Raw genomic sequence first — 26277 nt, 5'->3', positions numbered from 1 at the left:
GCTTTTGTTTTTCTATTAGGAAGAAATCGTTAGTTATGCGTCAAGGATGCTTTCTAGCACATCGAATAACATATCGACTTCTTCTATTGTGTTGTAATGCATACAACCAATTCGCACTACACCACCCGATTCTTCTAAACCAAGTTGACGAACTAAGCCCAACGCATAAAAGTGACCATTCCATACACAAATGTTATGTTCACCCAGTGTTTTCGCGATGAACTCTGGAGAATATCGGTCAAACGTTAGCGCAAAAGTTGGCGTGCGGAGTTGGCTATCTTCCTTTACGATACCGAATAGATTGACACCATCTAATGCATTCAAACGCTGTAAGAAACGCTCACTCAAGCGCTGCTCATGTTGTTCATACAGTTGGTAGCTTTGCTCCAATCGTTGGCGAAGAGGTAAACCGACTTCACCAAATTGAGCCAGATACTCAACCGCAGAAACGACACCAGCAAGACCTTCAAAACTTTGCGTTCCTGTTTCAAATCGACCTGGGCCTATATTAGTGGCAGGCTCGACTTTGTAAGGGCGAATACTGTGGAGCCACTGATCGGCTATGTAAGCAATACCAACGTGCGGTCCGAAAAACTTGTAAGCTGAGCAAGCTAAAAAGTCACAACCTAACGCTTGAACATCAACCAAATGATGAGGCGCATAATGGACGGCATCCACATAAACTTGTGCCCCAACATTGTGCGCCATGCTGACTACTTGCAGTACATCCACAATAGAGCCCGTCGTGTTCGATGCATAAGTCACAGCGACAAGGCGCGTTTTATCAGAAAGAAGGCGGCTTAAATGCTCCATATCCAGCGTACAATCTTCTTCGTTGATACGAACTTGATGAACCGTAACGCCTTTATCTTCTGCCGCTTGCTGCCAGCTGGATACATTTGAATAGTGATCCAAAGCGGAAACAATGATCTCATCTCCTGCTTGCCAATCTCGACTAATCGCGCGACTAAGCTGAAAGGTTAGCGAGGTCATATTGGCACCGAAGACAATATTGCCAGATGAAGGTGCATTAAGTAGAGCCTGAGCCGACTCACGCGCATTTTGCATTACGTCAACGGTCACTTGGCTAGAAAAATAATGCCCGCCTAAGTTAGCGTTGAAACGACCTAAATACCCTACCATGCTGTCTAGTACTGATTGAGGCACTTGTGAGCCACCTGGACCATCAAAAAACGTCACGGGCTTGTCGTTGTGGTATTGAGCCAACGCCGGAAATTGCTCTCTGATCTGATTAAGATTGAAGTTCATTACGCTTATCCGTAGCCGTGAGTACAAATACATCCATATGGCCCGCTTCGTCATCAATAACAGAGCGGATTGGGCACGCGTTATGCCACAGCTTGCTATCAGCCAAGATTGCGACCTCTCCGGTTTCTAGCACTTTACGGAAAAATGGGGCTTGGTTATGGCTGCTGTACAGCATGATGTCGCCACCGATGATGTTATGGCGTCCCACACCAACCATTGCAATGTGATCAAAACCGTCTTGGTGCACACCTTCAGGTGCTACTTGGGTTTCTTCTTCCAGTGCCCTGATACGGATTTGGTGAATTTCTATTTCTTGACCGTTTGGCAGATGATTCGCATTGACAAACAATTCACACATTTCTCGAAAGCCATCGCTGGTAAGAATATCCTTCTCAATTGGCTCGAATTGTCTTACAACATCACCTTGAAATCGGTTGATATCAGAGGATTGAACAAAGCTATTTTTATTTAAGTCGATGACTTTGCCGTTATCAAAACCAACCACAGAATAACGTCGTAGTCGATACTGACCATCTGCATGTTCGGTACGAGGCAGTTCTTCAAACGATGGGGAAAGCTGCTCAATTGCTGCCATGCTGAGCTGTGTTAAATGTAGAGTATTCTCACGTGAATGTAACATCATTTGCTCCTTTAATGAGGCACATTAATTAACATTTAATTTACACACTAGGTTACGCAAATATTCTGCAATTACCAGCTTTTAACGTTGATAGCTTCAACAAAACGACGAAAACAACATAACAAACCAAACCAAACCACAAAAACAGAGCCATGTTTCAGTTTTACGCTTTGACAATATTTGAAACTAGACTTCTCTACTACGAATAGAATTTTATGCTAGAAGTCAACGTTCTCAATCAATATTTAGTGGGTTCTAATCTATAACCAATTATTCGATCACAATCGTTGTTTATGCTTTTAAAGCACTAAGAATTTCCATACAATCGAGGGAAATGTTACGCCCTTTTTGGAGCCATAATGAGCGACGTAAAACACTGTAAATTATTAATTCTTGGTTCTGGTCCTGCAGGATACACAGCTGCCGTCTACGCAGCGCGTGCAAACTTAAACCCTGTGCTTGTGACGGGAATGCAACAAGGTGGTCAGCTAACCACCACAACTGAAGTTGAAAACTGGCCAGGCGATGCTGAGGGACTGACAGGTCCAGCATTGATGGATCGCATGAAAGAACACGCCGAGCGTTTTGAAACTGAAATCGTATTTGATCACATCAATGAAGTAGAGCTATCACAACGCCCATTTCGTTTAAAAGGCGACTCAGGTGAGTACACTTGTGATGCCTTAATCATATCTACCGGCGCATCAGCAAAATACCTTGGCCTTGAGTCTGAAGAAGCATTTAAAGGTCGCGGCGTTTCTGCTTGTGCAACCTGTGACGGTTTCTTCTACCGTAATCAGAAAGTTGCAGTTGTGGGCGGTGGTAACACGGCTGTTGAAGAAGCGCTATACCTATCTAACATTGCGTCAGAAGTTCACCTGATCCACCGCCGCGATTCATTCCGCGCAGAGAAGATCCTTGTGAAACGTCTGATGGATAAAGTTGAAAGCGGTAATATCGTTCTTCATACCGATCGCACTCTCGATGAAGTACTGGGTGACGATATGGGCGTAACGGGCGTCCGCATTAAAGACGTGAACAGCGGTGCGACAGAAGATATCGATGTAATGGGTGCATTCATCGCAATTGGTCACCAGCCAAACACACAAATCTTTGAAGGCCAAGTAGACATGAAAGATGGCTACATCATCGTTCAATCAGGTCTTGAAGGCAACGCAACACAAACTAGTATCGAAGGTGTATTTGCAGCTGGCGACGTAATGGACCACAACTACCGTCAAGCGATCACCTCTGCAGGTACAGGTTGTATGGCTGCATTAGATGCTGAACGTTTCTTAGACTCACTTGGTGACAAATAACTTTTCACATTTGTGTCATATCCTTAAAGCCCAGCGGTATTCCCGCTGGGTTTTCTTTTGTATACTACCGCCTCATTAAAACAATTATCATTAAGCCTTCACGATGGATAAGAAAAAGCAAAGCAGCTTGAATAAGTGGCTGAAGCAACAAAGTAAGTTAGCCAAGCGCTGGCTTATGATTGCGATAGGCCTAGGCGTACTTTCAAGCGTGTTTTTATTGGCTCAAGCAGTCCTGCTCGCCTCCATTCTGCACCAGTTAATCATTGACCAAGTCGACAAAGCCGACCTCATTTGGCATTTTGTTGGGCTCGGTGGCACGGTTATCGGTCGAGCTGCTTGTACCTGGGGTCGAGAGCTTGCCGGTTACCGTTGCGGGGAGCAAATTCGAGTTTATATTCGCCAACTCATTTTAGATAAAGTTCATAAACTTGGGCCAGCTTACATCAAAGGCAAACCTGCTGGCAGTTGGGCAACGCTCATCTTAGAGCAGGTAGAAGATATGCAAGATTTCTTCTCACGCTACTTGCCTCAAATGTCATTATCGGTACTAGTGCCTTTCATCATTTTGGTTGTCGTATTCCCAGTAAACTGGGCAGCAGGCTTGATCTTCCTGGTCACTGCACCACTAGTGCCTATTTTCATGGCACTGGTTGGGATGAAAGCCGCAGAAGCAAACCGTAAAAACTTTAAAGCAATGCAGCGTTTGTCGGGTCACTTTTATGACCGCTTGCAAGCAATGACGACCATTCGCTTATTCGATAGAACAAAATCTGAAACTGAAACTCTTAAGGGTGCTTCAGAAGTCTTTCGTACTCGTACCATGGACGTTCTGAAAATCGCGTTTCTGTCTTCTGCGGTGTTAGAGTTTTTCACTTCTATTTCTATCGCAATTACCGCTGTCTACTTTGGCTTTAGTTATATCGGGGAGCTGGACTTCGGCTACTACGGCACGGGTGTTACGCTCTTTGCTGGTTTGTTCATTCTGATTCTTGCGCCAGAGTTTTATCAGCCATTACGTGATTTGGGCACGTTCTATCATGCGAAACAGCAAGCGGTTGGCGCAGCAGAAAGCATTGTCGAATTTCTGGATTTGGAAGTCGATCAAATCAAAGATGGTACCCAAGCGTTAGATAAAAACAGCCCTATCCATATTGAAGCGGACCAGTTAACCATTTTTAGTCCGGAAGGTAAGCAGCTCGCAGGTCCCCTATCCTTCTCTCTTGAAGCCAACAAAAGTACGGCTTTAGTTGGACCAAGTGGCGCAGGTAAAACAAGCTTGGTAAACACCATCCTCGGTTTCATGCCTTATCAAGGTAGCTTGAAGATTAATGGTTGTGAATTGTCGCAACTGGATCTAGCCACATGGCGAGAGGCAGTAAGCTGGATTGGTCAAAACCCGATGCTATTACACGGTAGCATTCGAGATAACATCACACTAGGTAAGCACAATATTCAGGATGCAGACGTACATTCTGTGTTGAATGACTCTCACGCTGCTGAATTTGTTGAAATGCATGGGTTGGATTATCCGATATCTGATCGTTCTGGTGGTTTATCTGTCGGCCAAGCGCAGCGTTTAGCACTGGCTCGCGCCATGCTACAAAATGGTCGTTTTTGGTTATTAGATGAACCAACCGCAAGCTTAGATGCTCGCAGTGAAAAACTCGTGATGAAAGGCATTAACAAGTATGCGCATGCCACAACGAATTTGATGATTACTCACCAACTTGCGCCTTTACAAAACGTATCGCAAATTCTTGTTATGCAGGACGGCCAGATTGTTCAACGTGGTGATTACGCCACACTGTCGACAGAATATGGCTTATTTAAAGACATGTTGGAAGCGAACCTCGCACAACGTGAAACAGACAAGGGGAACTTAGATGCGTGATTTACTCCCTTATCTAAAACTCTATAAGAAACACTGGTTTGGTCTTTCGCTAGGTATGCTACTGGCATTTCTGACCTTAGCGGCATCTATTGGCTTATTAACGCTATCAGGTTGGTTTATTTCAGCCGCAGCGGTGGCAGGCTTGACGGTTGCTCGTGAGACCTTCAACTACATGTTACCAGGTGCCGGGGTACGCGGCGCTGCAATGGCTCGAACCGCAGGTCGATGGGGAGAACGTGTCGTTAGCCACAATGCAACGTTCAAGCTGCTTACCGATCTACGTATCTTCTTCTTTAAGAAACTTGCACCACTGATTCCGGGTCGTGTTTCTACGATGCGTGATGCCGATCTGCTCAACCGCCTAGTAGCGGACGTAGATGCGATGGATCACGTTTACCTTCGACTTATCAGCCCTGTCGTGATTGGTGTTTTTGGCATATTGAGTTTAACGGCTGTCCTGGCGTTCTTTGATTGGCATCTCGCGCTGCTGCTTGGCTCGATTCTTACCGTCATGTTGTTTGTATGGCCAGTGTTGTTCTATAAACTTGGTAAAAGTAATGGCGAGAATCTCACTCATCATAAAGCGCAATTGCGAGTGGCGACACTGGACTGGCTTCAAGGCTACAGTGAACTGAGTATCTTTGGAGCAGAAGAACGTTATCGTAATCTCATTCTAGAGAAGCAGAAGCAGTTGCTGTCTAACCAATTTGTGAACGCGAATTTAACGGGCATGGCTTCAGGCCTGCTTATGCTGGTGAACGGCCTTACACTGGTTGTGATGCTTTGGTTTGCTGCAGACGGCGTAGGTGGTCGTGCTCCTGATCCTTGGATTGCGCTGTTTGCGTTTGCAACCATGGCGAGCTTTGAGATTCTGATGCCTATCGCGGGCGCATTCCAGTATCTCGGTCAAACGTTGACCTCTGCTCGTCGTTTAAATGAAGTAATTTTGGCTGAACCTGACGTTGTCTTCCCTGAGCTGTCGAAACATAAAGACACAACGTTAGACATTGAATTCGACAACATAGATTTTACTTACCCTGACGGTCAGCAAAAGGTGCTGAAAGACTTGTCACTCTCACTACCGTTGGGCACTAAAACTGCAATTGTAGGTCAAACAGGTTCAGGTAAATCAACACTGATTCAGCTTCTTTGTCGCTACTGGGATGTAAACCAAGGTGAAGTTCGAATCGGTGGTACAAAACTGCAAGATTGGAGCGAGTCGGACCTGCGAGCAGCAATGACAGTGGTCAGTCAACGCGTAGATGTACTAAACGGGACACTACGTGACAACTTACTCATGGCCGCTCCGGACGCAAGTGATGAGCAACTGTCTACTATTTTACAAAAAGTCGAGCTTGGCGGACTTCTTGAAGAGCCGGGTTTAGACGCTTGGTTAGGCGACGGCGGTCGTCAGTTATCTGGTGGTGAGAAACGCCGAATCGGTATTGCTCGAGCATTGCTACGTGATGCCCCAATCCTACTCTTAGATGAGCCGACTGAAGGCCTCGATAAACGTACGGAACAAAAAGTGATGGCGCTTTTCAATGAACACTTTGCTAATAAGACAGTAGTATTCATTACACACCGACTGATAGAGTTAGAAAGTATGGATAGCATCTGTTTGATGGAACAAGGTGAGATCATCGAACAAGGCGACCATCCAACGCTACTCGCTCAAAAAGGTCGTTACTACCAGCTATTACAATCTCTATAATTCGATTTTCAGTGACGAGAAGGGCTCATCAAACGATGAGCCCTTTTGTTATTCCTGTATTATTAGTTACCTAATTAAGCACGTATACAGTGCTGATTTACCGACCAGATTTTTTGAGATAAGCCGCCATTTCATCTTTCGGAACCATGCCCCCACCAGTTGCCCAAACAAGATGTGTTGCGTTTTTGAGTTTTTCTTCGTCAAATTTCATTTGAGACTGATAAGCATGGTTATTCGAGACGTGCACTGCCCCAATCATACCGGCTAATGCAGAAGGCTCTAGATTAATACCTTCCAGTTCACTTAACTCACCCAAGTGGTGATACATACGAGCGTCATCAATGGTGTAAAAACCATCAAGTAGCCTTTCCATCGCTCTTCCGACAAATCCCGAGGCACGCCCGACTGCCAAGCCATCAGCGGCGGTGATGTTATCGATACCCAAATCTTGTACCGAAATATCGTCATGCAAGCCTGTATGTACGCCCAACAGCATGCACGGGGAGTGCGTTGGCTCCGCGAAAATACAATGGACATGCTCGCCAAACGCTACCTTCAAGCCAAATGCCACCCCACCAGGCCCGCCGCCAACACCACAAGGAAGATAAACAAACAATGGATGATGCTCATCAACCACGATTCCCAAGTCATCAAACTGCTGCTTAAGACGCTCACCCGCAACAGAGTAACCTAGAAACAGCGTCCGTGAGTTTTCATCATCGATAAAGAAACAGTTGGGATCTTTTTCTGCCTCTTTACGACCTTGCTCGACAGCAATACCATAATCTTCTTGGTGCTCTACGACATTAACACCATGTGACCGGAGCTTATTTTTCTTCCATTCCCGCGCATCCGCAGACATGTGGACTGAAACTGAAAAACCCAGCTTCGCACTCATGATACCAATGGACATACCAAGATTGCCGGTTGAGCCAACTGCAATACTGTACTGCTTAAAAAACTGCCGAAACTCATTGCTGAACAATTTGCTGTAATCATCGCTTTCACAGAGCAAGCCGGCTTCAAACGCCAACTTTTCTGCATGAGTGAGCACTTCATAAATACCACCTCTCGCTTTGATCGAACCAGAAATTGGCAAATGACTGTCTTTTTTGAGCATTAAATGGCCCAATATTGGTGTGTCGTATTGCTGCTCCAAACGCACTTTCATATTGGGAATATCCACCACTGCGGACTCAATAACGCCACGCGACGTTTCCGTTTCGGGAAACGCTTTCATCAAATAAGGCGCAAATCGTGCTAGCCGTTCACTCGCCGCTTGAATATCTTTTTCATCTAACCCGACATGAGGTAAGCCTTCCTCCAAGGAAGTGATATGGGGGTTAAACCAACAAACCTCTTCAAGATCAATAAGTGCTGCCAAGAGTGGGAACTGCTTAGTCAGCGCTTCAATATTTGCCTTGGTCATTTTACCTTCCTGGAATGATGTGAGTTGAGATAAACAAAAGCGCCGCAATAGCGACGCTTTGGAGAACAAATATCAGTTATCAGTTTGAGCTTACGCGTAGTTTTTCTCAAACTCTTGCATGAAGTCTACTAACGCTTGAACGCCTTCAAGCGGCATTGCGTTATAAATGGATGCTCGCATACCACCAACTGCTCGGTGACCTTTTAGCGCTTTCAGCCCTTTAGAGTCTGCTAACTCAAGGAAGGTTGCATCCAGTTCAGGCTTAGCAAGTTGAAATGGAACGTTCATCAAAGAACGGTTCGCTGAGTGCACGCCATTACGGTAGAAATCAGACTGATCGATGTAATCATACAGTAGCGCGGCTTTAGCGCGGTTCACTTGCTCAATCGCTTTTACTCCGCCCTGTGCCTTCAGCCATTTGAAAACAAGACCAGACAGGTACCATGCAAAGGTTGGTGGCGTGTTGAACATTGATTCTTTTTCTGCCAAAACAGTGTAATCCAAGATACTTGGTAGAACCTGCTTCGCCATACCTAATAAATCATCGCGCACGATAGCAATAGCAATGCCGGAAGGACCAATATTTTTCTGAGCGCCCGCGTAAATCACACCGTATTTAGACACATCGATTTCACGAGAAAGAATTGTCGAAGACATGTCAGCAACAATCGGTTTGTCGGTGATAGGAAGATCGTTAATCTCAATACCATCAATGGTCTCATTTGGACAGAAGTGAACGTAAGCCGCTTCTGGAGCAATTTTCCATTCACTTACAGGTAGAACCGCGACTTTCCCGTTGATTTCTGTTTTTGCATCAAACACGTCTGGTTCGCAGTATTTTTTCGCTTCAGCTACCGCGCTTTCAGCCCAATAACCACCATTGATGTAAGTTGCCGTATCGGCATCACCAAGTAAGTTTAGAGGAACAGCAGCAAACTGAGCACGAGCACCACCTTGGCAGAACAGCACTTTATAGTTGTCCGGAATATTCAGAAGGTCACGTAAATCCTGCTCGGCTTCTTCTGCAACTTTGATGAACTCTTTGCTTCGGTGACTGATTTCCATGACCGAAGTGCCAAGACCTTGCCAATCGATTAGTTCCTGTTGTGCTTGCTGCATAACTGCTTTAGGCAGACCTGCTGGCCCTGCACTGAAGTTAAATACGTTGTCCGTATTTTGTTCCATGATGCTCATTGCTCCTGCTATGTAAATATTACGAAATTAATATCACGTTTTCGCAGTGATAAAAACAAGAAAAGAGGTCTTACGACCTCTTTTTAAAGACTAAGCGTTGAATTGGAACAAATTCGCAACAACACGAATTACTGTTGTTGCATCAAAGCAGGCATAAGTAGAGCCACCAATGGGAACTCATGCCCATTTTCGAACTTCAATTTGCCTTCACCAATTTCTGCTTTTAATTGATAACCGCCCTCTACTTTTTCGATCAACTCCATAATAAGGAGCTCATCAATCCCTTCTTGAATAAATGGGTAATGCGTTACTAATTCATCAGAGAAGTAAGTGCTAAGTTCACCAGTAGTGGCCGTCACCAACTTCATTGGATCTTGAGTAATATGCTCAGTACCTTCAGGGATGGATAGTTGCCACTCGTTGTGGAACTTGCCGTCACCGAACGCGAGTGAAAGCTCGTTCACGGATAAATCAAAACCTTTGCTAAACAGCGTATCGACATGCGGCAATAAATTCGCAATTTCCTGCTCATCTAGCATAGGAGAGCCTTGATAGATAGACATAATTTGATCAAAAGACTGGCTATCCACATCTGCAATTGAGAAATCCAACTTAAAGTTATCGACATCCGTCCCATCAGTTAAACGTAGTTTCTTAGCATCTAGGTTTAATTGACTGTTCAGCTTATCACCAGACTCACTCATCGTAGTGTTACCACGGTAGCTCGCATTTTCAATCAAAAAGACAGGCGTCAAGTTCGCATCAACCACATCCAGCTTCTCTAGAGAGAAAGATTGCTCGCCTAACCAGTAGCCTTTTGCTTGCTTTCCTTTACCTTGCCCTGTCAATGCATTCAGATGAAGCTCTTCACCGTTTTCAAAATCCACTTGAACAGAAGGAACGGAAACTTGGTAATTGAGATCACCCAATACCGTCACATCACCTGTTACTTTTGCAGGGCTTGTAGAAACAGAAACACCTTGCGCTTCGTTACGATAATGCCAACTGTCTAGGTCGAGGATAAATGCTGTATTGCCATTTAGTTGAGTCTGGCTATGCATCGTGAGAGGCAAAAAGTCATTGTCCACCAATTTTGAATCAGCTGTTAGGCTTGTTAGACCGTGGCTAACATCACTGGTTACGTCAAACGTCGTTGGCATACCATCACGCTCTAGCTGAGTTTTAAGCTCAGGATCAACAACTGAATAACGAGTCAGCACGACTGAAGACAAGTAGCCACGCTGATACTCGACCACTTCACCTTTAATCATTTCATCATTCATATTGGTAATACCATCTTCAATGATGGACTGACCAATTTGTCCGACAGCCAATGGCCAACACAGTGCTAATGAGATAGCACCACCAATGGCGCCGATTTTTTTAAGATTTTGCATAACGTCACTTATTAGATATTTTCGGTCAGTCTACCCCAAACCACCTGCGGAGAAAACATTGAGACAAATCAGACTATTGATGCTTATTCTAGTCCATTAATCAGGAATCATACTTGGCTCCCACTCATCATGTCCTTTTATTGTTAAAGTTTGCGTGGCGAAGTTTTAACCGGAGCTAAAACATCTGTGAATCGTTATGCTGTGTTGTGTCTCGACAACAACCCAATCAGTGCTGAACAGTTTCGATTGGAGCTGTCTGCCTTCTCAAGTAAGTTTGATATATTTTCTGTCGAATCGATAGAAGAGGCTCAAAGCGCTTTAGAGTATCTAGAAGAAAGAGAACAGACTGTTGCTTTAGTTATAGCGAGCCATCACGCTCATTTTAACGGCGTGGATTTTCTTATTGGTTTAGACCGGATGCCACATACCGAGCAAGCAAGAAAAATTCTTATTAGCTGCTCGTCTGATATAGAAGCAATTCTCACTGCCGTTAATGAAGGCAGGCTCGACCACTGCCTCACTAAACCTTTGCCAGATCACGTCTTATTTAACACAGTGCAAAAAGAGCTGACCCAATTTATCTTGCGAAATGGCAAAGAAGACCTGCTAAGTTACAGTCAGATATTGGATCATCACAGCTTGTTGCGAGCGCACATCAATAACCAGATGAGCCATTATCAAGCCGGATTCTTACACGACTACCACTCGATGTCTGATGCCGAGTTAGCCGAGCAAGTGATCTCCGCTCTCCAGCAATTTTTCAAAGATAATGACGAAACAAGAGCGTGCCGTACATACTCACCTGAACATTTGTTAACCGTGGAAGGCAAGCCAAATAGCTTTTTGTGGTTTATCACCGAAGGTGAAGTGGCTCTGTACAAGCGCGATGAGCAAGGCATGCAGCGAGAGGTTGTACGCCATAACAAAGGGAATATTGTCGGAGGCATGTCGTTTGTTACTGGGGAATGTTCTTTCTCGACAGCTCTAACACTAACCAAAACAGAAGTTATCAAACTCGATCGCAACGTATTCAATAAAGTGATGCAAAGCGACTCAAACTTACTGCCTCTTTTTACAAACTTGCTCTTACGCCACTTCAACCGCCGATTGCAAAGAAGCATCAACACCAAACTGCAACTTCAAAAAACGCTCGAATCTTTAGAATCAGCCCACCAGCAGCTCATTGAAAGAGAAAAAATGGCGATGCTTGGTCAATTGGTTGCGGGAGTGGCCCACGAACTAAACAATCCAGTAGCCGCGATATTAAGAGGCGTAGAGAATTTAACGCATACACTAGAACGATTACTTAACGATGCGCCCAGTTCCGATATACAAACCAAAGGCATTGAATTACTGAACAAAGCGCAAACCTCAAAACCCGCTTCAACCGCCGAGCTCAGATCACGCGTAAAAGCGCTTAGCCATACTCTTCCAGACCGAGCGTTGGCAAAGAAAGTGGTGAGCCTTGGTTTAGAATCCGATCACGAGCTACTTACCCAACTAACGAGAAAGCAGCAAACGTCTTATCATGCTCTCAATACACTAGAGCAATACCACAAAGCAGGTTCTACACTTCGCTCAATTAATGTCTGTGCAGCACGAATTGCTGATATGGTAAAAAGCCTGAAAGGATATGCTCGGTCAGATGATGAGACCCTGCACTATGCCGATATTCATGAGGGCATTGAAGACACCTTGGTGATTTTCGAGAACAAATTAAAAATGCACCAAGTTTCAACCGACTATGCAAACTTGCCTTCCATCCTTTGTCAACCGATCGCACTCCAACAGGTGTGGACGAACTTGGTCTCTAACGCCATTGACGCATTTCCAGAGAAAGGTGTGTTAAACATACAAACACGCCTTGTAGAAAAAGAGCACACACATTATGCCGTTATCTCATTTGAAGATAATGGATGTGGCATTCCTGAATCGCAAAGAGACGCCATTTTCGAGCTGAACTTCACCACAAAAAAAGAAGGTAATTTTGGCTTAGGCATCGGGCTGTCCATCTGCCAGCAAATCGTAACAGCACACAGAGGGTGGATTGACGTCGAATCAGAGATCGGCCAGTTCACACGAATGACCGTCTGGTTACCAGTCATCGAAGAAGGAGATGAAACATGACCAAGTATCTAATTTTATGTGTCGATGACGAACGAGAAGTCTTGGATAGCGTGCTCCAAGATCTTGCTCCCTTCGAGGAGAACTTTGTCGTCGAAGGAGCGGAATCGGTGACTGAAGCTCGGCAAGTGATTGAGGAGATGGCGGAAGAAGAAGTTCAGCTTGCGCTCATTTTATGTGACCACATTATGCCGGAACAAACTGGGATCAGCTTCTTAATCGAACTCAGTCAAAATGGTGACACAAAAGCAGCGCGCAAAGTTTTACTCACAGGACAAGCTGGTTTGGAAGACACCGTAGAAGCCGTAAATAACGCGAGTCTCGATTATTACATTGCCAAACCTTGGAAAGGTGAAGCATTGAGAAAAGCAATCGTGTCTCAGCTTACCGCGTTTGTGATTGAGAATGATGATAACCTGCTATCCTGGACTCAAATCCTTGATTCTGAGGCAATCCTCAACGCCATGGCAGAAAGAAGAGCAAGCTTTGGCGAGTAATAAAGTGTTTGGTTCTAACTTGAACTCAACGATGCTCATTGCACCACCTAACCTCGCATAGTCGAATGAGGTTAGAAAAACATCGTTACTTGTCCGAGTGAAATTCTCGGACACTACGTATATGGCGTAGTTTTTGCTTAAACCAAGGAACTATTAAGTTAATTGACAAAACATCGACACATTTTTGTTGGTCGTGGACCTTCCTTTTTATTATGATGTCGGACAAATCAGATTACGGTTCAAGTGGTTGCTTGAATCCATGGAAATAATGAACAAGGTTTATCGTTAGTTATGCGTAAAACACTATTAGCCGCTGCCTTACTAGTGGCATCAAGCCATGCCCTAGCTGCAAACGATCGCAATGCGCCAGCAACTATGAGCAACTTTAGCTACGACTATTTCGAAGCACGTATTGGCGCAAGTCCTGTGACATTTGGTGCTGGATTCAGCAAATCAATTCACCCGAACGCGCATGTTATTGCTCGTATTGACTCTGAGTTTGAAAGTGATTTTGACTCAGCTGCAGGCTTTGGCTTCCATTCTCCGCTAAACAACTGGGCAGATCTTACTGGTGAAATGCTAATGCGCGTTGTGCAACCTTCGAATGAGAGCAGCACAGATGTTGGTATGGAGCTTAACTTAGGTGTTCGCCAATGGTTGGGCCCTCAATTAGAAGTAGGCGGCAAAGTCGGCTACGTTTCTATCGATAACGATGACGATTGGACTGGCTCTGCCTACGCTCGATTCCACTCAACAGAGCTTTTCTCTTTGGGTGCTGAAGCACGTATCAACGATTTTTACGGTGATCAGGTAATGTTCACTACGCGTTTTAAGTTTTAAGATTTGTGCTATAAGAAAAGAGCAAATTAAAAAAACAAAAACCGAGGTCTCTGCCTCGGTTTTTTTGTCTAATTTAATGACTAACTCAATGAAGTGGTAAAAAACTTCAACGTCCTTTTTCCGCTTTTCACACTTGCCTTTACGACCCGCTAACTCCATCGAAACGAGTCAATCATTGTGCGATCAGCTTCGCTTAGTCACACAGTGCCAATAACTGTTTTTTACGCGGCTCTTGGATCAGTTTCCAATGTACGCCATCAGTTGCACCAGCAAATTTCCACAGTAGCTTTACATCAACATCATTACCGTAAGCCGTTTTAACTTTGTTGAAGACTTTTACAGGTCCAAGTTCTAAAAAGGTTTCTACGTCATCAACACCGGCTTTCTTGACCATACGTTCAAGGGTTAGTTGCATGTTGGGTAAGTCTCTTAAGCGTCTACTGGCAGAGGACTTTTGATATTTCCGTTCCTTAATTGAGTATTCAATTGATTTCTGTACCAGTTCATCAAGCCCTACATATCCGGATTCGAATAAATCGGTTACATCATAATAATTTACGGTTGCCGTCGTCTGTTTTTTGACGTGCTTATACTTCTCACAGCTCAGTTGAGTAAACACTTCATCTAGCCCATTACCACCACGTAAGTAGCAGCAATCATTGCTGACAAGCGCAAACATAGCATCATCGGTGAATAAACCAATACCACCGAACATAGAACGTTTTTGGTACTCACTGAAGGTGCGTACATATTTAAAAAAAGCTTGGTCTGTCATGTCCATTGACCTCTTTAATCTGAATAAATTACCCCGATTAGCGATGTCACCAGATAAACAGCAGCTTATAGCGAATTATAAATGTCGATTTGTTGGCGATATTTTTGTGAGTTGTGCTCACCAACTTGCTTAATCATACTTAACGTTGAAAAATAAGTTAGGACATAGGTCACATATAAAAAAGTATAAATTCTGCATACGTGATTAGTTTCACACTTATTGTTTGTGTGGTGATATTTTTTTGACGCATAGCATGCCTAAAACACGCCATCATTATGATCTCGCTGGCAATTACGGGCACATAATACGCATTTAATTGATAAAGAATACGCTGTAAGGGTACACTGTACGAAAGATCTCAAGTACAGCGTCACAATGGAACATTTATCATTTTTTTGGCTGCCAAATAATAAAGATAAGCTTATAAACGCACTGGAATCCGAGTTTGCTCAGCTGGTAGAACAGTCCATCGCCACGGGTAAGATTTCGTTACCTCCTATTCCTGATGTCGTGCTTAAAATTCAGCAGTTATGTGTCGAAGAACACACCACGATTGCCGATGTTGCTAACTGTTTATTGGAAGATCCCGGATTAGCAGCGGTCGTTTTACGAGTCGCTAACTCTGTGATTTTCAATCGCAGAAATATCACCTGCAACGACTTAACTACAGCGGTATCTCGTCTCGGAATACTTCGTGTACGTGATATTGTTACCGCACAAGCGATTGAGCAACTTAAACACTCAGTTAATCTCACTAAAGAATGCAATGCCATCTTGGTGAAGAGTGCCGCGATATCGCGTGAGCTCGGTGCCGTCATGGTGATGTTGGTTCAATCGTTTCGTAGCCACGAGCCAGGCACTTATGGCCATCTAGAGCAAGAAAAGGCGTTATTGGTCGGTCTATTAGCCGATATTGGGTTATTTTGCCTAATTAATGAGTACCACTTGTACTTAGATAGGGGCAATTACTTAGACCCAGATATTGCATTGCAAATCTTCCAAACACGTTGTTCTGCCACAAGTAAACTAGTGCTTGAGCGTTGGGGATTTGACAACGACTTCAGAGAAGTATCCTCAAACGAAAAATACGAATTAACGCGACCAGAAGTGAGTTATCTCGACATCGCTAGAATTGCGCATCATTTATTGATGTTTCGCAATCACGATGAACGCATTGACGAACACGAAGTTGAATTCAACTTAACTGGTGCAGAAGTCTTGTATGAACTTAGTAACATGAGTGATACTGACTTCAATGATCAAATCCGTGCTGTACTCAATGCTAGCGGTTTGTAATTTATCGCTTTCTGATAATACCTTATCCGTGATAAAACGATTCGCTCAAGGCTGAGCTGTGTGTGGTGAAATATCTCTAATTTCAACCGATAGATAATTTGATTTATGCGTGTTGATGTTATCTCAAAAAGGAATCATTGAGCTTTATGTTTTCAGGGATGCTATTTATTTTCGCTCCGCTTGTGGTGGGGTATCTAATTCCTATATCTCGATCTTCGTTATTGGAGAAGATCAATCAGTCAACGTCCTACCTTATTTACGTCATTTTGTCGTTGATGGGTCTTAGTTTGGCGGCGCTCGATAATTTAAGCAGCAACTTACAAAGTATTCTCCTCTATGCGAGTACGTTTTTTTTGTGTCTAAGTGCCTGCAACCTGTTGGCTCTGCCTATTATTGATAAAATTATTCCACTCCAGACCAATCAGAATCAAAAGAAGCTACCGTTATCTTCGATGGCTTTAGAGTCTGTTAAGCTTATTGTGGTCGTTGGCGGAGGGTTAGTGGTTGGCCTGCTGTTACCCATTGATTTGAGTTGGGTAGATACAGCAAGCGAATGGATACTCTTTCTACTTCTATTTTTTATTGGTATTCAGCTGCGCAATAGTGGACTTACTCTGCGTCAAATCCTATTAAATAAACAAGGAATGGCCATTGCGGCTGTTGTCATCGCAACATGTATGCTTGGTGGCGTTCTTGCAGCGGTGCTTTTGGATCTTCCTCTTTATCAAGCACTCGCAATGGCTTCAGGTTTTGGCTGGTATTCACTCGCAGGTATTTTAATGGGTGACGCTTTTGGTCCGGTATTTGGTGGCGCGTCGTTCTTGATTGAATTGATGAGAGAGTTAGTCGCACTGGTTGCCATTCCTCTCTTTATTCGTAGCTATCCGTGCACCGCAATTGGTTATGCCGGTGCAACAGCAATGGACTTCACCCTACCCGTTATTCAAACTACCGGTGGTGTGCGTTGTGTTCCTGTTGCTATCGTTAGCGGCTTTATTTTGAGTTTATTGGTACCAGTTATGATGCTTTTCTTTGTATCACTTGCTAGCTAGATCTCAGGTTTTCGCTTTAACATCCATTACAATACGGCAAAAATTTAAATACCCAGTTAACGTCAAAGTGGTCAATATTTTTTGGCAAGACCCCTCTTTCTTTTCGTCATTCAGCCCAACGATTTGTCACGACCAAATAGAAAGAAGGGAGAAACATCAACTGATGTGCATTGCGTTAATAAAGGGATAACAACCAGAAGGAAGAAGAATGAAACGCTTTGTCGTTGCAGCGCTCCTCGCTACAAGCTCAACTTTTACGCTTGCCGCAGATCAACAATGTCTTGCTAGCAAATACGATGGCTACGTCGATGCCTCACTACAGTGGTATCAAGATCTTGTTGATTTGACGGTTACCCAATATCCAGATCTGAAAGAAGTTAGTCAATGGTTCTTGGATGGACGTAAACATCACTTTGAATTAAACCGCGAAGCGGTTCACTACTTTCTAGAGAACGACCCTAGCCGCGTTGCGACGGAACAGCCAATCGAAGCATGGTTAAAACTAGAGCAACATGACGTTAAGCAGTTAGCGACCCGAAGCGATAAGTTAGGTGAAGTTGCAAAACAGACATTTAGCGACCGTCAATCAACTAACCACCCAAAAAACTACGAGCTTCGTTCAGCATTCGCTGATCTGCTTAGTCATCCCCAACAAATTGATACCGCACTTAATAAGTACAATCAGTCAATAGAAAAGATTGAAAAGCAGAAATGTGACTAAGATTGCTCGCATTAGTCGTTGATTCGCATTCGATAACATCAGAGTGTTTTAACGTACTCAATCTAGAATTTTTTAATGTGAATATCGTAACCTTCACCTAAAATTTTCATTTCTACAACTTGGGTTTCAACAATTAAAACGGGACTTTGCGCCCGTTTTAGTTTAGATTGTGCCGCTCGCATTACCAAAATAACTACAAAGATTCTTTGCTATGGTTAAGGAACAAAAAACCGCTGATGTTAGCTTTGAGAGCTTGCTAAAGATCTTCACTGTCCCAGAAGGTCCGGACTCAACGTTAACTAAAATTGACGAGAGCCTCTCGCGAAATCTAAATCAATTTCTTCGTGAACACATCGTGGCAGAAGAAAAGCCTTTACGCGAAATCGAAAAAGACTTTTCTTCTGCTCAGATTCCTGAGCAGCCAGAGTTCGTGTCAGATCATACAGAGCACTTACTCGACACTTTGGTGTCGCACTCAGTTCACACATCTTCACCAAGCTTCATTGGTCATATGACATCGGCACTGCCTTATTTCTTGATGCCACTGTCAAAGATCATGATCGCCTTAAACCAAAACCTGGTAAAAATAGAGACTTCCAAAGCCTTTACGCCACTTGAGCGTCAAGTTTTGGGTATGCTGCATCGCTTGATATATGGTCAGAATGATACGTTTTACAATCAGTGGATGCACAGTGCAAACCACTCATTAGGCGCATTTTGTTCCGGCGGCACCATTGCCAATATCACTGCGCTTTGGGTAGCACGTAACAAAGCGTTAAGAGCCAATGGCTCATTTAAAGGTGTGGAAAAGGAAGGCCTTTTTAAAGCCATGAAGCACTATGGCTATGATGGCTTAGCGGTGCTAGTGTCTGAGCGTGGTCACTACTCCCTTAAGAAAGCAGCCGATGTATTAGGGCTAGGCCAAGAGGGCTTGGTTGCGGTTAAAACCGATGCCAACAACCGTATTATTGTCAACGACCTGAAAGCGAAAATTGTTGAGCTCGAAAAACAAAATATCAAGCCTATTGCTGTTATTGGTGTGGCAGGCACAACAGAGACAGGTAATGTTGATCCATTGCCTGAAATCGCTGAAGTCTGCCAAGCTCACGGCTGTCACTTCCATGTAGATGCCGCATGGGGTGGCGCAACACTTATGTCGAACCATCACCGTCACCTTCTTAAAGGTGTGGAAATGGCAGACTCAGTAACTATTGATGCGCACAAGCAGCTCTACATCCCGATGGGCGCTGGTATGGTTCTGTTCAAAGACCCTGACGCAATGAAATCCATAGAACATCACGCTCAATATATATTGCGCAAAGGTTCAAAAGACCTAGGCAGCCATACATTAGAAGGTTCACGTTCGGGTATGGCGATGTTGGTCTACGCCGCAATGCACATCATAAGTCGCCCAGGTTATGAGCTTCTTATTGACCAAAGCATTGAAAAAGCTCGCTACTTTGCGGATTTAATCAAACAGCAAGATGATTTCGAATTAGTTTCTGAACCAGAGCTTTGTCTGCTCACATACCGTTATTTGCCGCCATTCATCCGTGAAGCATTAGCACAAGCAGAAGGCTCACAAAAAGAACAACTGAATGAGCTGATCAATGAGTTAACACAGTTTATTCAAAAGCGTCAGCGCGAAACGGGCAAATCGTTCGTTTCACGTACAAGACTGAACCCAGACCAATGGCAACGCATGAATACGATAGTGTTTAGAGTGGTTTTGGCAAATCCACTGACCACAAAAGAAATTTTGAGCTCAGTGCTTGATGAACAACGCGAAATCGCCAAGCAAGCACCAAATTTGATGAAAAGGATTCAACAGCTGGTTGTTGATATTCAATCGTCTTAACAGCCAGATCGAGTTACATCAATTTGAAATTTTTTTTCGTTTTGATGTAACTCAAACATCATTATCGTGCGACTAGCGCAACAAAACTTCGTTTACACATCCAATTCTGTAGTTTTTACAACATTTTGTTTGAGGCCTGTCAAATTCTCACTAAATAGTACCCGTTATTGGTTTAGACTGATTGAAGATCAGGTTTATACTGATTCTATGGCGCTGGTTGTTTTCGTTAACGCCCCACTCTACTCCGGAATCTTCGTGTTTCCTTTCGTTAGCAGAGCCAGCGAGTTGTTCTCTATACCCTCGTGAACACTATGAATACATTAGAAAAAATTCAAAAAAACCTGGAGAATTTCAGTAAGTCAGAGCGCAAAGTTGCGGAAGTAATTATGGCGTCTCCACAAACTGCAATTCATTCAAGCATTGCAACGCTGGCTAAAATGGCTGACGTTAGTGAGCCCACTGTAAACCGCTTCTGTCGTCGTCTGGACACCAAGGGCTTTCCAGATTTTAAGCTTCACTTGGCACAGAGCCTAGCAAACGGCACCCCTTACGTTAACCGTAATGTGGAAGAAGACGATGGCCCAGACGCGTACACCCATAAGATTTTCGAATCGACGATGGCGTGTTTAGATGTCGCGAAAAATAGCCTAGATCCAATGCAAGTCAACCGTGCGGTCGATTTGCTAACGCAAGCGAAGCGCATTTCATTCTTTGGCCTTGGTGCATCATCTTCTGTTGCCCGAGACGCACAAAACAAGTTTATTCGCTTTAATATTCCAATTACTTGTTTTGAAGATATTGTTATGCAGCGCATGAGTTGTATCAACTGCAGTGATAATGATGTTGTGGTTCTTATTTCTCATACCGGTCGAACAAAGAGTCAGGTAGAAATAGCGAACCTTGCTCGTGAAAATGGCGCAACGGTTATTGCGATTACAGCGAAGGATTCTCCTCTAGAAAAGGCAAGCTCGCTGGCCATCACGCTCGATATTCCAGAAGATACCGACGTTTACATGCCAATGGCAAGCCGGGTTGTACAAATGACAGTGATTGATGTGCTAGCAACTGGCTTCACTCTTCGCCGTGGTACAGGTTTCCGTGAGAACCTAAAACGCGTAAAAGATGCGTTGAAAGACAGTCGCTATGACAAACTAAGCCAGTACTAAGCACTAAAGCTTAGTCAATACTTTATCTAGGGGAGCTCAAGGCTCCCCTTTTGTTTTAATGCTGCTAAGGGAGCAATCACCCTAAGTCGTTGACACTCGATAAGTCCGTTCTTGATTCCAGTACTTCAACAGAACTGACATGTTGTGCACTCTCTGCTACACACTCTCCACTACAATCACAGACTTGCTGCAATATGTGTATCAAACGTTCCTGATTAAGAGGTAAAGGATTCCCTTTGATTGCCATTGATTTAAGCGCATCATTCGCCACTTGCTCAAAAGAGGTTTGGCATACTCCAAATTGAGCCAGTAGCGGTAACGCTAACTTATCTAGCACCATATTTACCCAAAGAATTCCATCGTGTTCGTTAGCATTTACTCGCTCAGTGACTAATTGGGCCAGCTTACGATAACGACTTATCACATCATTCCTACCCGCGAGTTTAGCAGCGTTAATGTTCTCCTGCATCACGTGCGGAGCTAGGCGAGCCGTAATAACGCTATGGGGGGCGTCTAACTTGCCTCCTAACGCCGATGCTAACCCATGAGCAGCACCTAATTTGGCATTAGTAATCGCCATACCACCAAGCAATGCAGCGAACGATAAATCAGAGCGCGCCTTATGATTATCTTGCTTACAAGCGGCAATCACTGAACGGCTTAAACGGCGTAGCCCCTCTTCGCAGACCATATCAGTAAGAGGGTTTGGCTCACCACACACATACGCTTCCATTAAATGAGTGAACGCATCCATTGCGCCACGTCCAGATGTGTATTGGTCGGTCCCGTAAGTAAGTGTCGGGTCTACAATGGCAACGTCTGCGAGCATATCAGGGCTTCGAAGACTCACTTTCACTTTATCTTGTCCAGATTTCAGCACAGCATTTCTGGTCACTTCTGAACCGGTGCTTGCTGTCGTAGGAATTGCAATAAAATGAAGAGGCTTTGCTTTTAAAGGGACGCTTCTTCCTACCACTTCTACGTAATCGTAAACATTGCCTTGATTGGGAATAATGGCAGCTAAGGCTTTGCCCATATCGATGACGCTGCCACCACCTATCGCAACCACCATATCAGGTTGGAATTTTCTACCGAGCACTGCGGTCTCTTCTACCATCGTGATGTATGGTTCACCAACGATAGCTACGTGCTGGTAACGCATATTTTGAGCTTTAAGATATTGGATAATGGGGGCGGCTCGTTGGGTATCCTGCCCAGTAACCAGCAAAACACTGTAGCCAAATTGGTTAATAACGGACAATGAAGATTGAAGTGCACCTTCACCAAATATAATCCTTGTTGCAGTCATAAACTGAAACATACACACCCTCCCAAAAGAATATACCCAAATAACCTCTCGCCCTCTGATTTAACACTTATGTAAGAGTTGAAGTTATTTGCGTATAGCCAAAATAGATTGCTATTTTTTTAAACAAAAAAAATTGACCAATTCCACCTTGCCATCATTAACCCTTTAGAATGTATGTTTTTTATGCGTCACTTCACATACTTCAGAGCCGTAAAATAAGCACGCGCGTTTAGTTTTTATTCGATAGATTTCACCTATAGAACCAAGAGGTAATTGCCGCTTTATTTCCGTATCTGGATCGGGCATAGTTACTCCAACAAAAGAAAGCGCACTCAGCCGCTATGTTTTGTACGCTTTCAAAAAAGAATAGATTTAGGAGAAATAAGATTATGTTCGTTGTTATCTTTGGTCGCCCTGCATGTCCTTTCTGTGTTCGTGCAAAAGAGCACGCAGAAACGCTAAAAGCAAAACGTGATGACTTCAACTACCGTTACGTTGATATTCACGCTGAGGGTATTTCTAAAGCAGATCTTGAGAAAACAGTTGGTAAACCAGTTGAAACCGTTCCTCAGATCTTTATCGACCAAGAGCACATCGGTGGCTGCGACGAATTCGAAGCATACGCGAAAGAGCACCTAGGTCTATTTGACGAGTAATAAAGACTGTTTTCAAAAAAGCCGCTTCATGCGGCTTTTTTATTATTTTTCAGCTGGTTATTACGTTAAGTCAACTAATGGTAAAACCTAAAAAAATTCACTTATCTTTTTGCTATATTTAGTTACAATTCACAGTTCTTAATCTTTTTTGGCACACACTCTACCGAGCCACACAGTGAACATAGACGTCGTATACCTTCTTGAGCAAAACCCTATCCTTCTAATCTTCGTCGTATTAGCCATTGGCCTTGCCATCGGAAAAATTCGATTTGGCAAATTACAATTAGGCAACTCTATTGGCGTTCTTATTACCTCTTTGGTAATGGGCCACCTTGGTTTCTCATTTAATGCAGAAGCTTTAACCATTGGCTTTATGCTGTTTATCTACTGCGTTGGCATTGAAGCTGGACCAAACTTTTTTGGTATATTCTTCAGAGATGGTAAGCATTATTTTATTTTAAGCATGACTGTTCTCGTGTCTGCGGTCAGCTTAACGTATGGTTTGAGTCACTATTTCGGCCTCGATTTTGGCTTATCCGCCGGTATGATGGCAGGCGCATTGACCGCAACGCCAGTACTGGTTGGTGCACAAGATGCTCTTAACTCTGGCCTTGCGACTATACCGCGGAATATGGAATTTTCTCTGGTATTAGAAAATCTATCCGTAGGCTACGCGATGGCTTATCTGGTCGGCTTAATTAGCATGATCATGTTTGCTAAATTGTTGCCAAAACTGCAAAAACAAAACCTTTCTGATTCCGCGCAGCAAATCGCACAAGAGCGTGGCCTTGGAAATTCAAGCCAGAGAAAAGTGTATTTACCCATTATTCGAGCTTACCGAGTGGGCCCAGAGCTAATTGACTGGACTGATGGTAAAAACTTGCGAGAACTGGGTATTTATCGTCAAACTGGCTGTTACATTGAACGAATCCGTCGCAATGGTATTCTCGCCCACCCAGATGGTGATGCTATCTTGCAAGAGGGAGATGAAATTGCACTGGTTGGCTTCCCTGACAGCCATGCTCGCTTAGACCCTAGCTTCCGTAATGGTAAAGAAGTATTCGACCGTAACTTGCTTGATTTGCGCATCGTTGAAGAAGAAATCGTCGTAAAAAGTGACGCTATCGCTGGTAAGCGTTTATCGGATTTGAATTTGTCTGAGTTTGGCTGTTTCTTAAACCGCGTAGTTCGCGCTCAGATTGAAATGCCTATGGACTTAGACATTGTGCTCGCTAAAGGGGACGTCCTTCAAGTGAGCGGCGAGAAAAGCCGAGTACATGGACTGGCGGAAAAAATCGGTTTCATCTCGATCCACAGTCAAATGGCCGATTTGCTCGCTTTTTGTAGCTTCTTTATTTTGGGTATTCTGTTTGGCCTCATCACAATGACGTTCGGTCAGGTGTCTTTCAGTTTGGGTAATGCGGTGGGTCTTCTGTTGTCCGGTATTACGCTTGGTTTCTTACGAGCAAATCACCCTACTTTCGGTTATGTCCCACAAGGGGCGCTGAATATGGTCAAAGATCTAGGGTTAATGTTCTTTATGGTGGGAATTGGTCTAAGTGCAGGTGGAAAGATGTTCGAGCACCTAACGCAAGTAGGACCAAAAGTCATTGGTTTGGCATTTATTGTCAGTGTTGTGCCTGTAGTTCTGGCTTACTTAGTTGGCGCACACGTACTCAAGATGAACCGTGCTCTGCTCTTCGGTGCCATTATTGGCGCCCGTACTTGCGCTCCAGCTATGGATGTCGTTAACGACTACGCTAAGTCCACCATCCCTGCCCTTGGTTATGCGGGTACCTATGCGATTGCGAATATTTTAATGACGCTAGCTGGTACGATTCTGATAATACTAAGTTAATACTCACTTTGACTATGAAATACAAAAAGGCGCTCAATGAGCGCCTTTTGTTTATTGGTTATCTAGTCTGTGATTCGATTAGATTTGAATGAAGTCTGCTTCAACTGCTGGATTCACATCCGCTTCGTAATCTACGCCTTCAACGCCGAAACCAAATAGTTTCAAGAACTCTTCTTTGTACTCAACGTAGTCAGTCAGCTCTTTTAGGTTCTCAGTCGTAATTTGAGGCCATAGCTCACGACAGTGCTGCTGAATGTCGTCACGAAGTTCCCAGTCATCCAGACGTAGGCGGTTCATCTCATCAACTTCTGCCGCGCTACCGTCTTCTTTGTATAGACGTTGGCTGAACATACGGTAGATTTGTTCCATACAGCCTTCGTGTACACCTTCTTCGCGCATTTTCTTGAATACCATTGCGATGTACAGTGGCATAACAGGAATTGCAGAACTCGCCTGAGTTACAACAGATTTAAGTACCGCAACATTGGCACTACCACCTGTTGCTGCTAACTTGTCGTTTAGCGCTTTCGCTGCACGGTCTAGGTCCATTTTTGCTTTACCTAGTGCACCATCCCAATAAATTGGCCAAGTTAGCTCAGTACCAATGTAGCTGTACGCGACGGTCTTACAACCTTCAGCAAGAACACCAGCATCAGACAACGCATTGATCCAAAGTTCCCAATCTTCACCGCCCATTACAGTGACAGTGTCTTTGATTTCTTCTTCTGTTGCAGGCTCAACGCTAGCTTCGATGATCACATCTTTGTTGGTATCAACAGCCGTTGATGTGTAAGTTTCACCGATAGGTTTAAGAGATGAACGAACTAATTCACCAGTTTCTGGCATTTTACGTACTGGAGATGCCAGTGAGTAAACCACCATATCGATTTGACCTAAGTCTTCTTTGATCAGCTCGATAGTTTTCTGTTTCGCTTCATTTGAGAAAGCGTCGCCGTTTAAGCTTTTTGCGTACAGACCTTCTTCACGCGCTAGCTTTTCAAAAGCAGCGGCATTGTAAAAACCTGCTGTACCTGGCTTCTTCTCAGTACCTTCTTTTTCGAAGAAAACACCGATAGTTGATGCACCGCCACCAAATGCCGCAGCGATACGAGAAGATAGACCGTAGCCACTTGATGCACCAACAACAAGAACACGCTTAGGTGCGTTTTTGATTGGACCTTGCGCTTTGGTGTACGCAATTTGTTCTTTTACGTTAGCTTCACAACCAACAGGGTGCGTTGTAGTACAGATAAATCCACGAATTCTAGGTTT

At 44.0% G+C, this 26277-nt stretch carries 21 protein-coding genes; 13 read left to right on the top strand and 8 right to left on the bottom strand.

Annotated features, from left to right (window positions below):
• Positions 1-33 precede the first annotated feature (33 nt).
• The gene (locus tag R7041_RS02690; protein ID WP_064368082.1) at positions 34-1269 is read right to left on the bottom strand and encodes a cysteine desulfurase-like protein; all 1236 of its coding nucleotides are present in this window, start codon (positions 1267-1269) and stop codon (positions 34-36) included.
• Positions 1253-1909 (bottom strand): 2OG-Fe dioxygenase family protein, encoded by a 657-nt coding sequence (locus tag R7041_RS02685; RefSeq protein ID WP_005377989.1) that lies wholly within the window; start codon positions 1907-1909, stop codon positions 1253-1255. The genes R7041_RS02690 and R7041_RS02685 overlap by 17 nt, the downstream gene beginning before the upstream one ends.
• A gap of 359 nt (positions 1910-2268) precedes the next feature.
• On the opposite strand from R7041_RS02685, the gene trxB reads away from it, so the two are divergent.
• From trxB to cydC, 3 genes are all read left to right on the top strand, one after another.
• Positions 2269-3228, top strand: coding sequence for a thioredoxin-disulfide reductase (gene trxB, locus R7041_RS02680; RefSeq protein ID WP_005377991.1), 960 nt, complete (start codon positions 2269-2271; stop codon positions 3226-3228).
• A gap of 103 nt (positions 3229-3331) precedes the next feature.
• Complete coding sequence (cydD, locus tag R7041_RS02675; protein ID WP_318114524.1) at positions 3332-5119, top strand: heme ABC transporter permease/ATP-binding protein CydD; 1788 nt, start codon at positions 3332-3334, stop codon at positions 5117-5119.
• Positions 5112-6833 (top strand): heme ABC transporter ATP-binding protein/permease CydC, encoded by a 1722-nt coding sequence (gene cydC, locus R7041_RS02670; RefSeq protein WP_064368079.1) that lies wholly within the window; start codon positions 5112-5114, stop codon positions 6831-6833. Before cydD ends, cydC begins: the two co-directional genes overlap by 8 nt.
• A 97-nt stretch (positions 6834-6930) precedes the next feature.
• Here the strand turns inward: cydC and R7041_RS02665 are convergent, their stop codons facing one another.
• From R7041_RS02665 to R7041_RS02655, 3 genes are all read right to left on the bottom strand, one after another.
• Positions 6931-8262 carry a D-serine ammonia-lyase gene (locus R7041_RS02665; protein ID WP_064368077.1) on the bottom strand — a complete coding sequence of 444 codons (1332 nt, stop codon included), beginning with the start codon at positions 8260-8262 and terminating at the stop codon, positions 6931-6933.
• 90 nt (positions 8263-8352) lie between these two features.
• Complete coding sequence (gene serC / locus R7041_RS02660) at positions 8353-9447, bottom strand: 3-phosphoserine/phosphohydroxythreonine transaminase (RefSeq protein ID WP_064368076.1); 1095 nt, start codon at positions 9445-9447, stop codon at positions 8353-8355.
• A 137-nt stretch (positions 9448-9584) separates the two neighbouring features.
• Positions 9585-10853 (bottom strand): DUF945 family protein, encoded by a 1269-nt coding sequence (locus R7041_RS02655; RefSeq protein WP_064368075.1) that lies wholly within the window; start codon positions 10851-10853, stop codon positions 9585-9587.
• A gap of 186 nt (positions 10854-11039) precedes the next feature.
• Here R7041_RS02655 and R7041_RS02650 point away from each other — a divergent pair, with 186 nt between their 5' ends.
• The 3 genes from R7041_RS02650 to R7041_RS02640 all read left to right on the top strand — a co-directional run bounded on the left by R7041_RS02650 (position 11040) and on the right by R7041_RS02640 (position 14314).
• The gene (locus R7041_RS02650; RefSeq protein ID WP_064369085.1) at positions 11040-12980 is read left to right on the top strand and encodes an ATP-binding protein; all 1941 of its coding nucleotides are present in this window, start codon (positions 11040-11042) and stop codon (positions 12978-12980) included.
• Positions 12977-13474: a response regulator gene (locus R7041_RS02645; RefSeq protein WP_005378005.1), complete on the top strand. Its 498-nt coding sequence runs from the start codon at positions 12977-12979 to the stop codon at positions 13472-13474. The genes R7041_RS02650 and R7041_RS02645 overlap by 4 nt, the downstream gene beginning before the upstream one ends.
• A 291-nt stretch (positions 13475-13765) precedes the next feature.
• Complete coding sequence (locus tag R7041_RS02640; RefSeq protein ID WP_005378006.1) at positions 13766-14314, top strand: hypothetical protein; 549 nt, start codon at positions 13766-13768, stop codon at positions 14312-14314.
• A gap of 193 nt (positions 14315-14507) precedes the next feature.
• Here R7041_RS02640 and R7041_RS02635 read toward each other — a convergent pair whose 3' ends face one another.
• A complete protein-coding gene (locus R7041_RS02635; protein ID WP_005378007.1) occupies positions 14508-15095 on the bottom strand; it encodes a TfoX/Sxy family DNA transformation protein in 588 nt (195 codons plus the stop codon).
• Between the two features lie 369 nt (positions 15096-15464).
• Between R7041_RS02635 and R7041_RS02630 the strand changes: the two genes are divergently transcribed.
• The 5 genes from R7041_RS02630 (at position 15465) to R7041_RS02610 (ending at position 21182) form a co-directional block, all read left to right on the top strand.
• A complete protein-coding gene (locus R7041_RS02630; RefSeq protein ID WP_005378009.1) occupies positions 15465-16385 on the top strand; it encodes an HDOD domain-containing protein in 921 nt (306 codons plus the stop codon).
• Positions 16386-16531: 146 nt separating this feature from the next.
• A complete protein-coding gene (locus R7041_RS02625) occupies positions 16532-17437 on the top strand; it encodes a lysine exporter LysO family protein (RefSeq protein WP_005378011.1) in 906 nt (301 codons plus the stop codon).
• 208 nt (positions 17438-17645) lie between these two features.
• Positions 17646-18158 carry a hypothetical protein gene (locus tag R7041_RS02620; protein ID WP_017634875.1) on the top strand — a complete coding sequence of 171 codons (513 nt, stop codon included), beginning with the start codon at positions 17646-17648 and terminating at the stop codon, positions 18156-18158.
• A gap of 211 nt (positions 18159-18369) precedes the next feature.
• Entirely contained in the window at positions 18370-20016 is a 1647-nt protein-coding gene (panP, locus tag R7041_RS02615; protein WP_005378019.1) for a pyridoxal-dependent aspartate 1-decarboxylase PanP, read from the top strand.
• A 311-nt stretch (positions 20017-20327) separates the two neighbouring features.
• On the top strand, positions 20328-21182 hold the full coding sequence (locus R7041_RS02610) for a MurR/RpiR family transcriptional regulator (protein WP_005378021.1): 855 nt from the start codon (positions 20328-20330) through the stop codon (positions 21180-21182).
• Between the two features lie 76 nt (positions 21183-21258).
• On the opposite strand, the gene R7041_RS02605 is transcribed toward R7041_RS02610, so the two are convergent.
• Complete coding sequence (locus tag R7041_RS02605) at positions 21259-22503, bottom strand: iron-containing alcohol dehydrogenase (protein WP_054576427.1); 1245 nt, start codon at positions 22501-22503, stop codon at positions 21259-21261.
• 377 nt (positions 22504-22880) lie between these two features.
• Between R7041_RS02605 and R7041_RS02600 the strand changes: the two genes are divergently transcribed.
• Together R7041_RS02600 and R7041_RS02595 are read left to right on the top strand one after the other, a co-directional pair.
• Positions 22881-23147: a GrxA family glutaredoxin gene (locus R7041_RS02600; RefSeq protein WP_005378026.1), complete on the top strand. Its 267-nt coding sequence runs from the start codon at positions 22881-22883 to the stop codon at positions 23145-23147.
• Positions 23148-23322: 175 nt separating this feature from the next.
• Positions 23323-25005: an aspartate:alanine antiporter gene (locus R7041_RS02595; RefSeq protein ID WP_005378028.1), complete on the top strand. Its 1683-nt coding sequence runs from the start codon at positions 23323-23325 to the stop codon at positions 25003-25005.
• Between the two features lie 78 nt (positions 25006-25083).
• Here the strand turns inward: R7041_RS02595 and fabV are convergent.
• On the bottom strand, positions 25084-26277 hold a 1194-nt coding region (fabV, locus tag R7041_RS02590), incomplete at its 5' end, for an enoyl-ACP reductase FabV (RefSeq protein ID WP_318128593.1).

Origin of the sequence: Vibrio sp. 1751, assembly GCF_033339895.1 — a bacterium.
GTDB lineage: Bacteria > Pseudomonadota > Gammaproteobacteria > Enterobacterales > Vibrionaceae > Vibrio > Vibrio alginolyticus.
The sequence above is the reverse complement of the archived record's forward strand: the minus strand, read 5'-3'. Positions and strand labels throughout refer to the sequence as shown.

Excerpts from the sequence above, each read along its gene's own strand:
- R7041_RS02605 (WP_054576427.1), bottom strand. The coding sequence starts at position 22,503 with ATGTTTCAGTTTATGACTGCAACAAGGATTATATTTGGTGAAGGTGCA.
- R7041_RS02600 (WP_005378026.1), top strand. The coding sequence starts at position 22,881 with ATGTTCGTTGTTATCTTTGGTCGCCCTGCATGTCCTTTCTGTGTTCGT.
- R7041_RS02665 (WP_064368077.1), bottom strand. The coding sequence starts at position 8,262 with ATGACCAAGGCAAATATTGAAGCGCTGACTAAGCAGTTCCCACTCTTG.
- R7041_RS02630 (WP_005378009.1), top strand. The coding sequence starts at position 15,465 with ATGGAACATTTATCATTTTTTTGGCTGCCAAATAATAAAGATAAGCTT.
- cydD (WP_318114524.1), top strand. The coding sequence starts at position 3,332 with ATGGATAAGAAAAAGCAAAGCAGCTTGAATAAGTGGCTGAAGCAACAA.
- R7041_RS02655 (WP_064368075.1), bottom strand. The coding sequence starts at position 10,853 with ATGCAAAATCTTAAAAAAATCGGCGCCATTGGTGGTGCTATCTCATTA.
- R7041_RS02640 (WP_005378006.1), top strand. The coding sequence starts at position 13,766 with ATGCGTAAAACACTATTAGCCGCTGCCTTACTAGTGGCATCAAGCCAT.
- R7041_RS02690 (WP_064368082.1), bottom strand. The coding sequence starts at position 1,269 with ATGAACTTCAATCTTAATCAGATCAGAGAGCAATTTCCGGCGTTGGCT.
- R7041_RS02620 (WP_017634875.1), top strand. The coding sequence starts at position 17,646 with ATGAAACGCTTTGTCGTTGCAGCGCTCCTCGCTACAAGCTCAACTTTT.
- serC (WP_064368076.1), bottom strand. The coding sequence starts at position 9,447 with ATGGAACAAAATACGGACAACGTATTTAACTTCAGTGCAGGGCCAGCA.
- R7041_RS02645 (WP_005378005.1), top strand. The coding sequence starts at position 12,977 with ATGACCAAGTATCTAATTTTATGTGTCGATGACGAACGAGAAGTCTTG.
- trxB (WP_005377991.1), top strand. The coding sequence starts at position 2,269 with ATGAGCGACGTAAAACACTGTAAATTATTAATTCTTGGTTCTGGTCCT.
- R7041_RS02610 (WP_005378021.1), top strand. The coding sequence starts at position 20,328 with ATGAATACATTAGAAAAAATTCAAAAAAACCTGGAGAATTTCAGTAAG.
- R7041_RS02685 (WP_005377989.1), bottom strand. The coding sequence starts at position 1,909 with ATGTTACATTCACGTGAGAATACTCTACATTTAACACAGCTCAGCATG.
- R7041_RS02625 (WP_005378011.1), top strand. The coding sequence starts at position 16,532 with ATGTTTTCAGGGATGCTATTTATTTTCGCTCCGCTTGTGGTGGGGTAT.
- cydC (WP_064368079.1), top strand. The coding sequence starts at position 5,112 with ATGCGTGATTTACTCCCTTATCTAAAACTCTATAAGAAACACTGGTTT.
- panP (WP_005378019.1), top strand. The coding sequence starts at position 18,370 with ATGGTTAAGGAACAAAAAACCGCTGATGTTAGCTTTGAGAGCTTGCTA.
- R7041_RS02635 (WP_005378007.1), bottom strand. The coding sequence starts at position 15,095 with ATGGACATGACAGACCAAGCTTTTTTTAAATATGTACGCACCTTCAGT.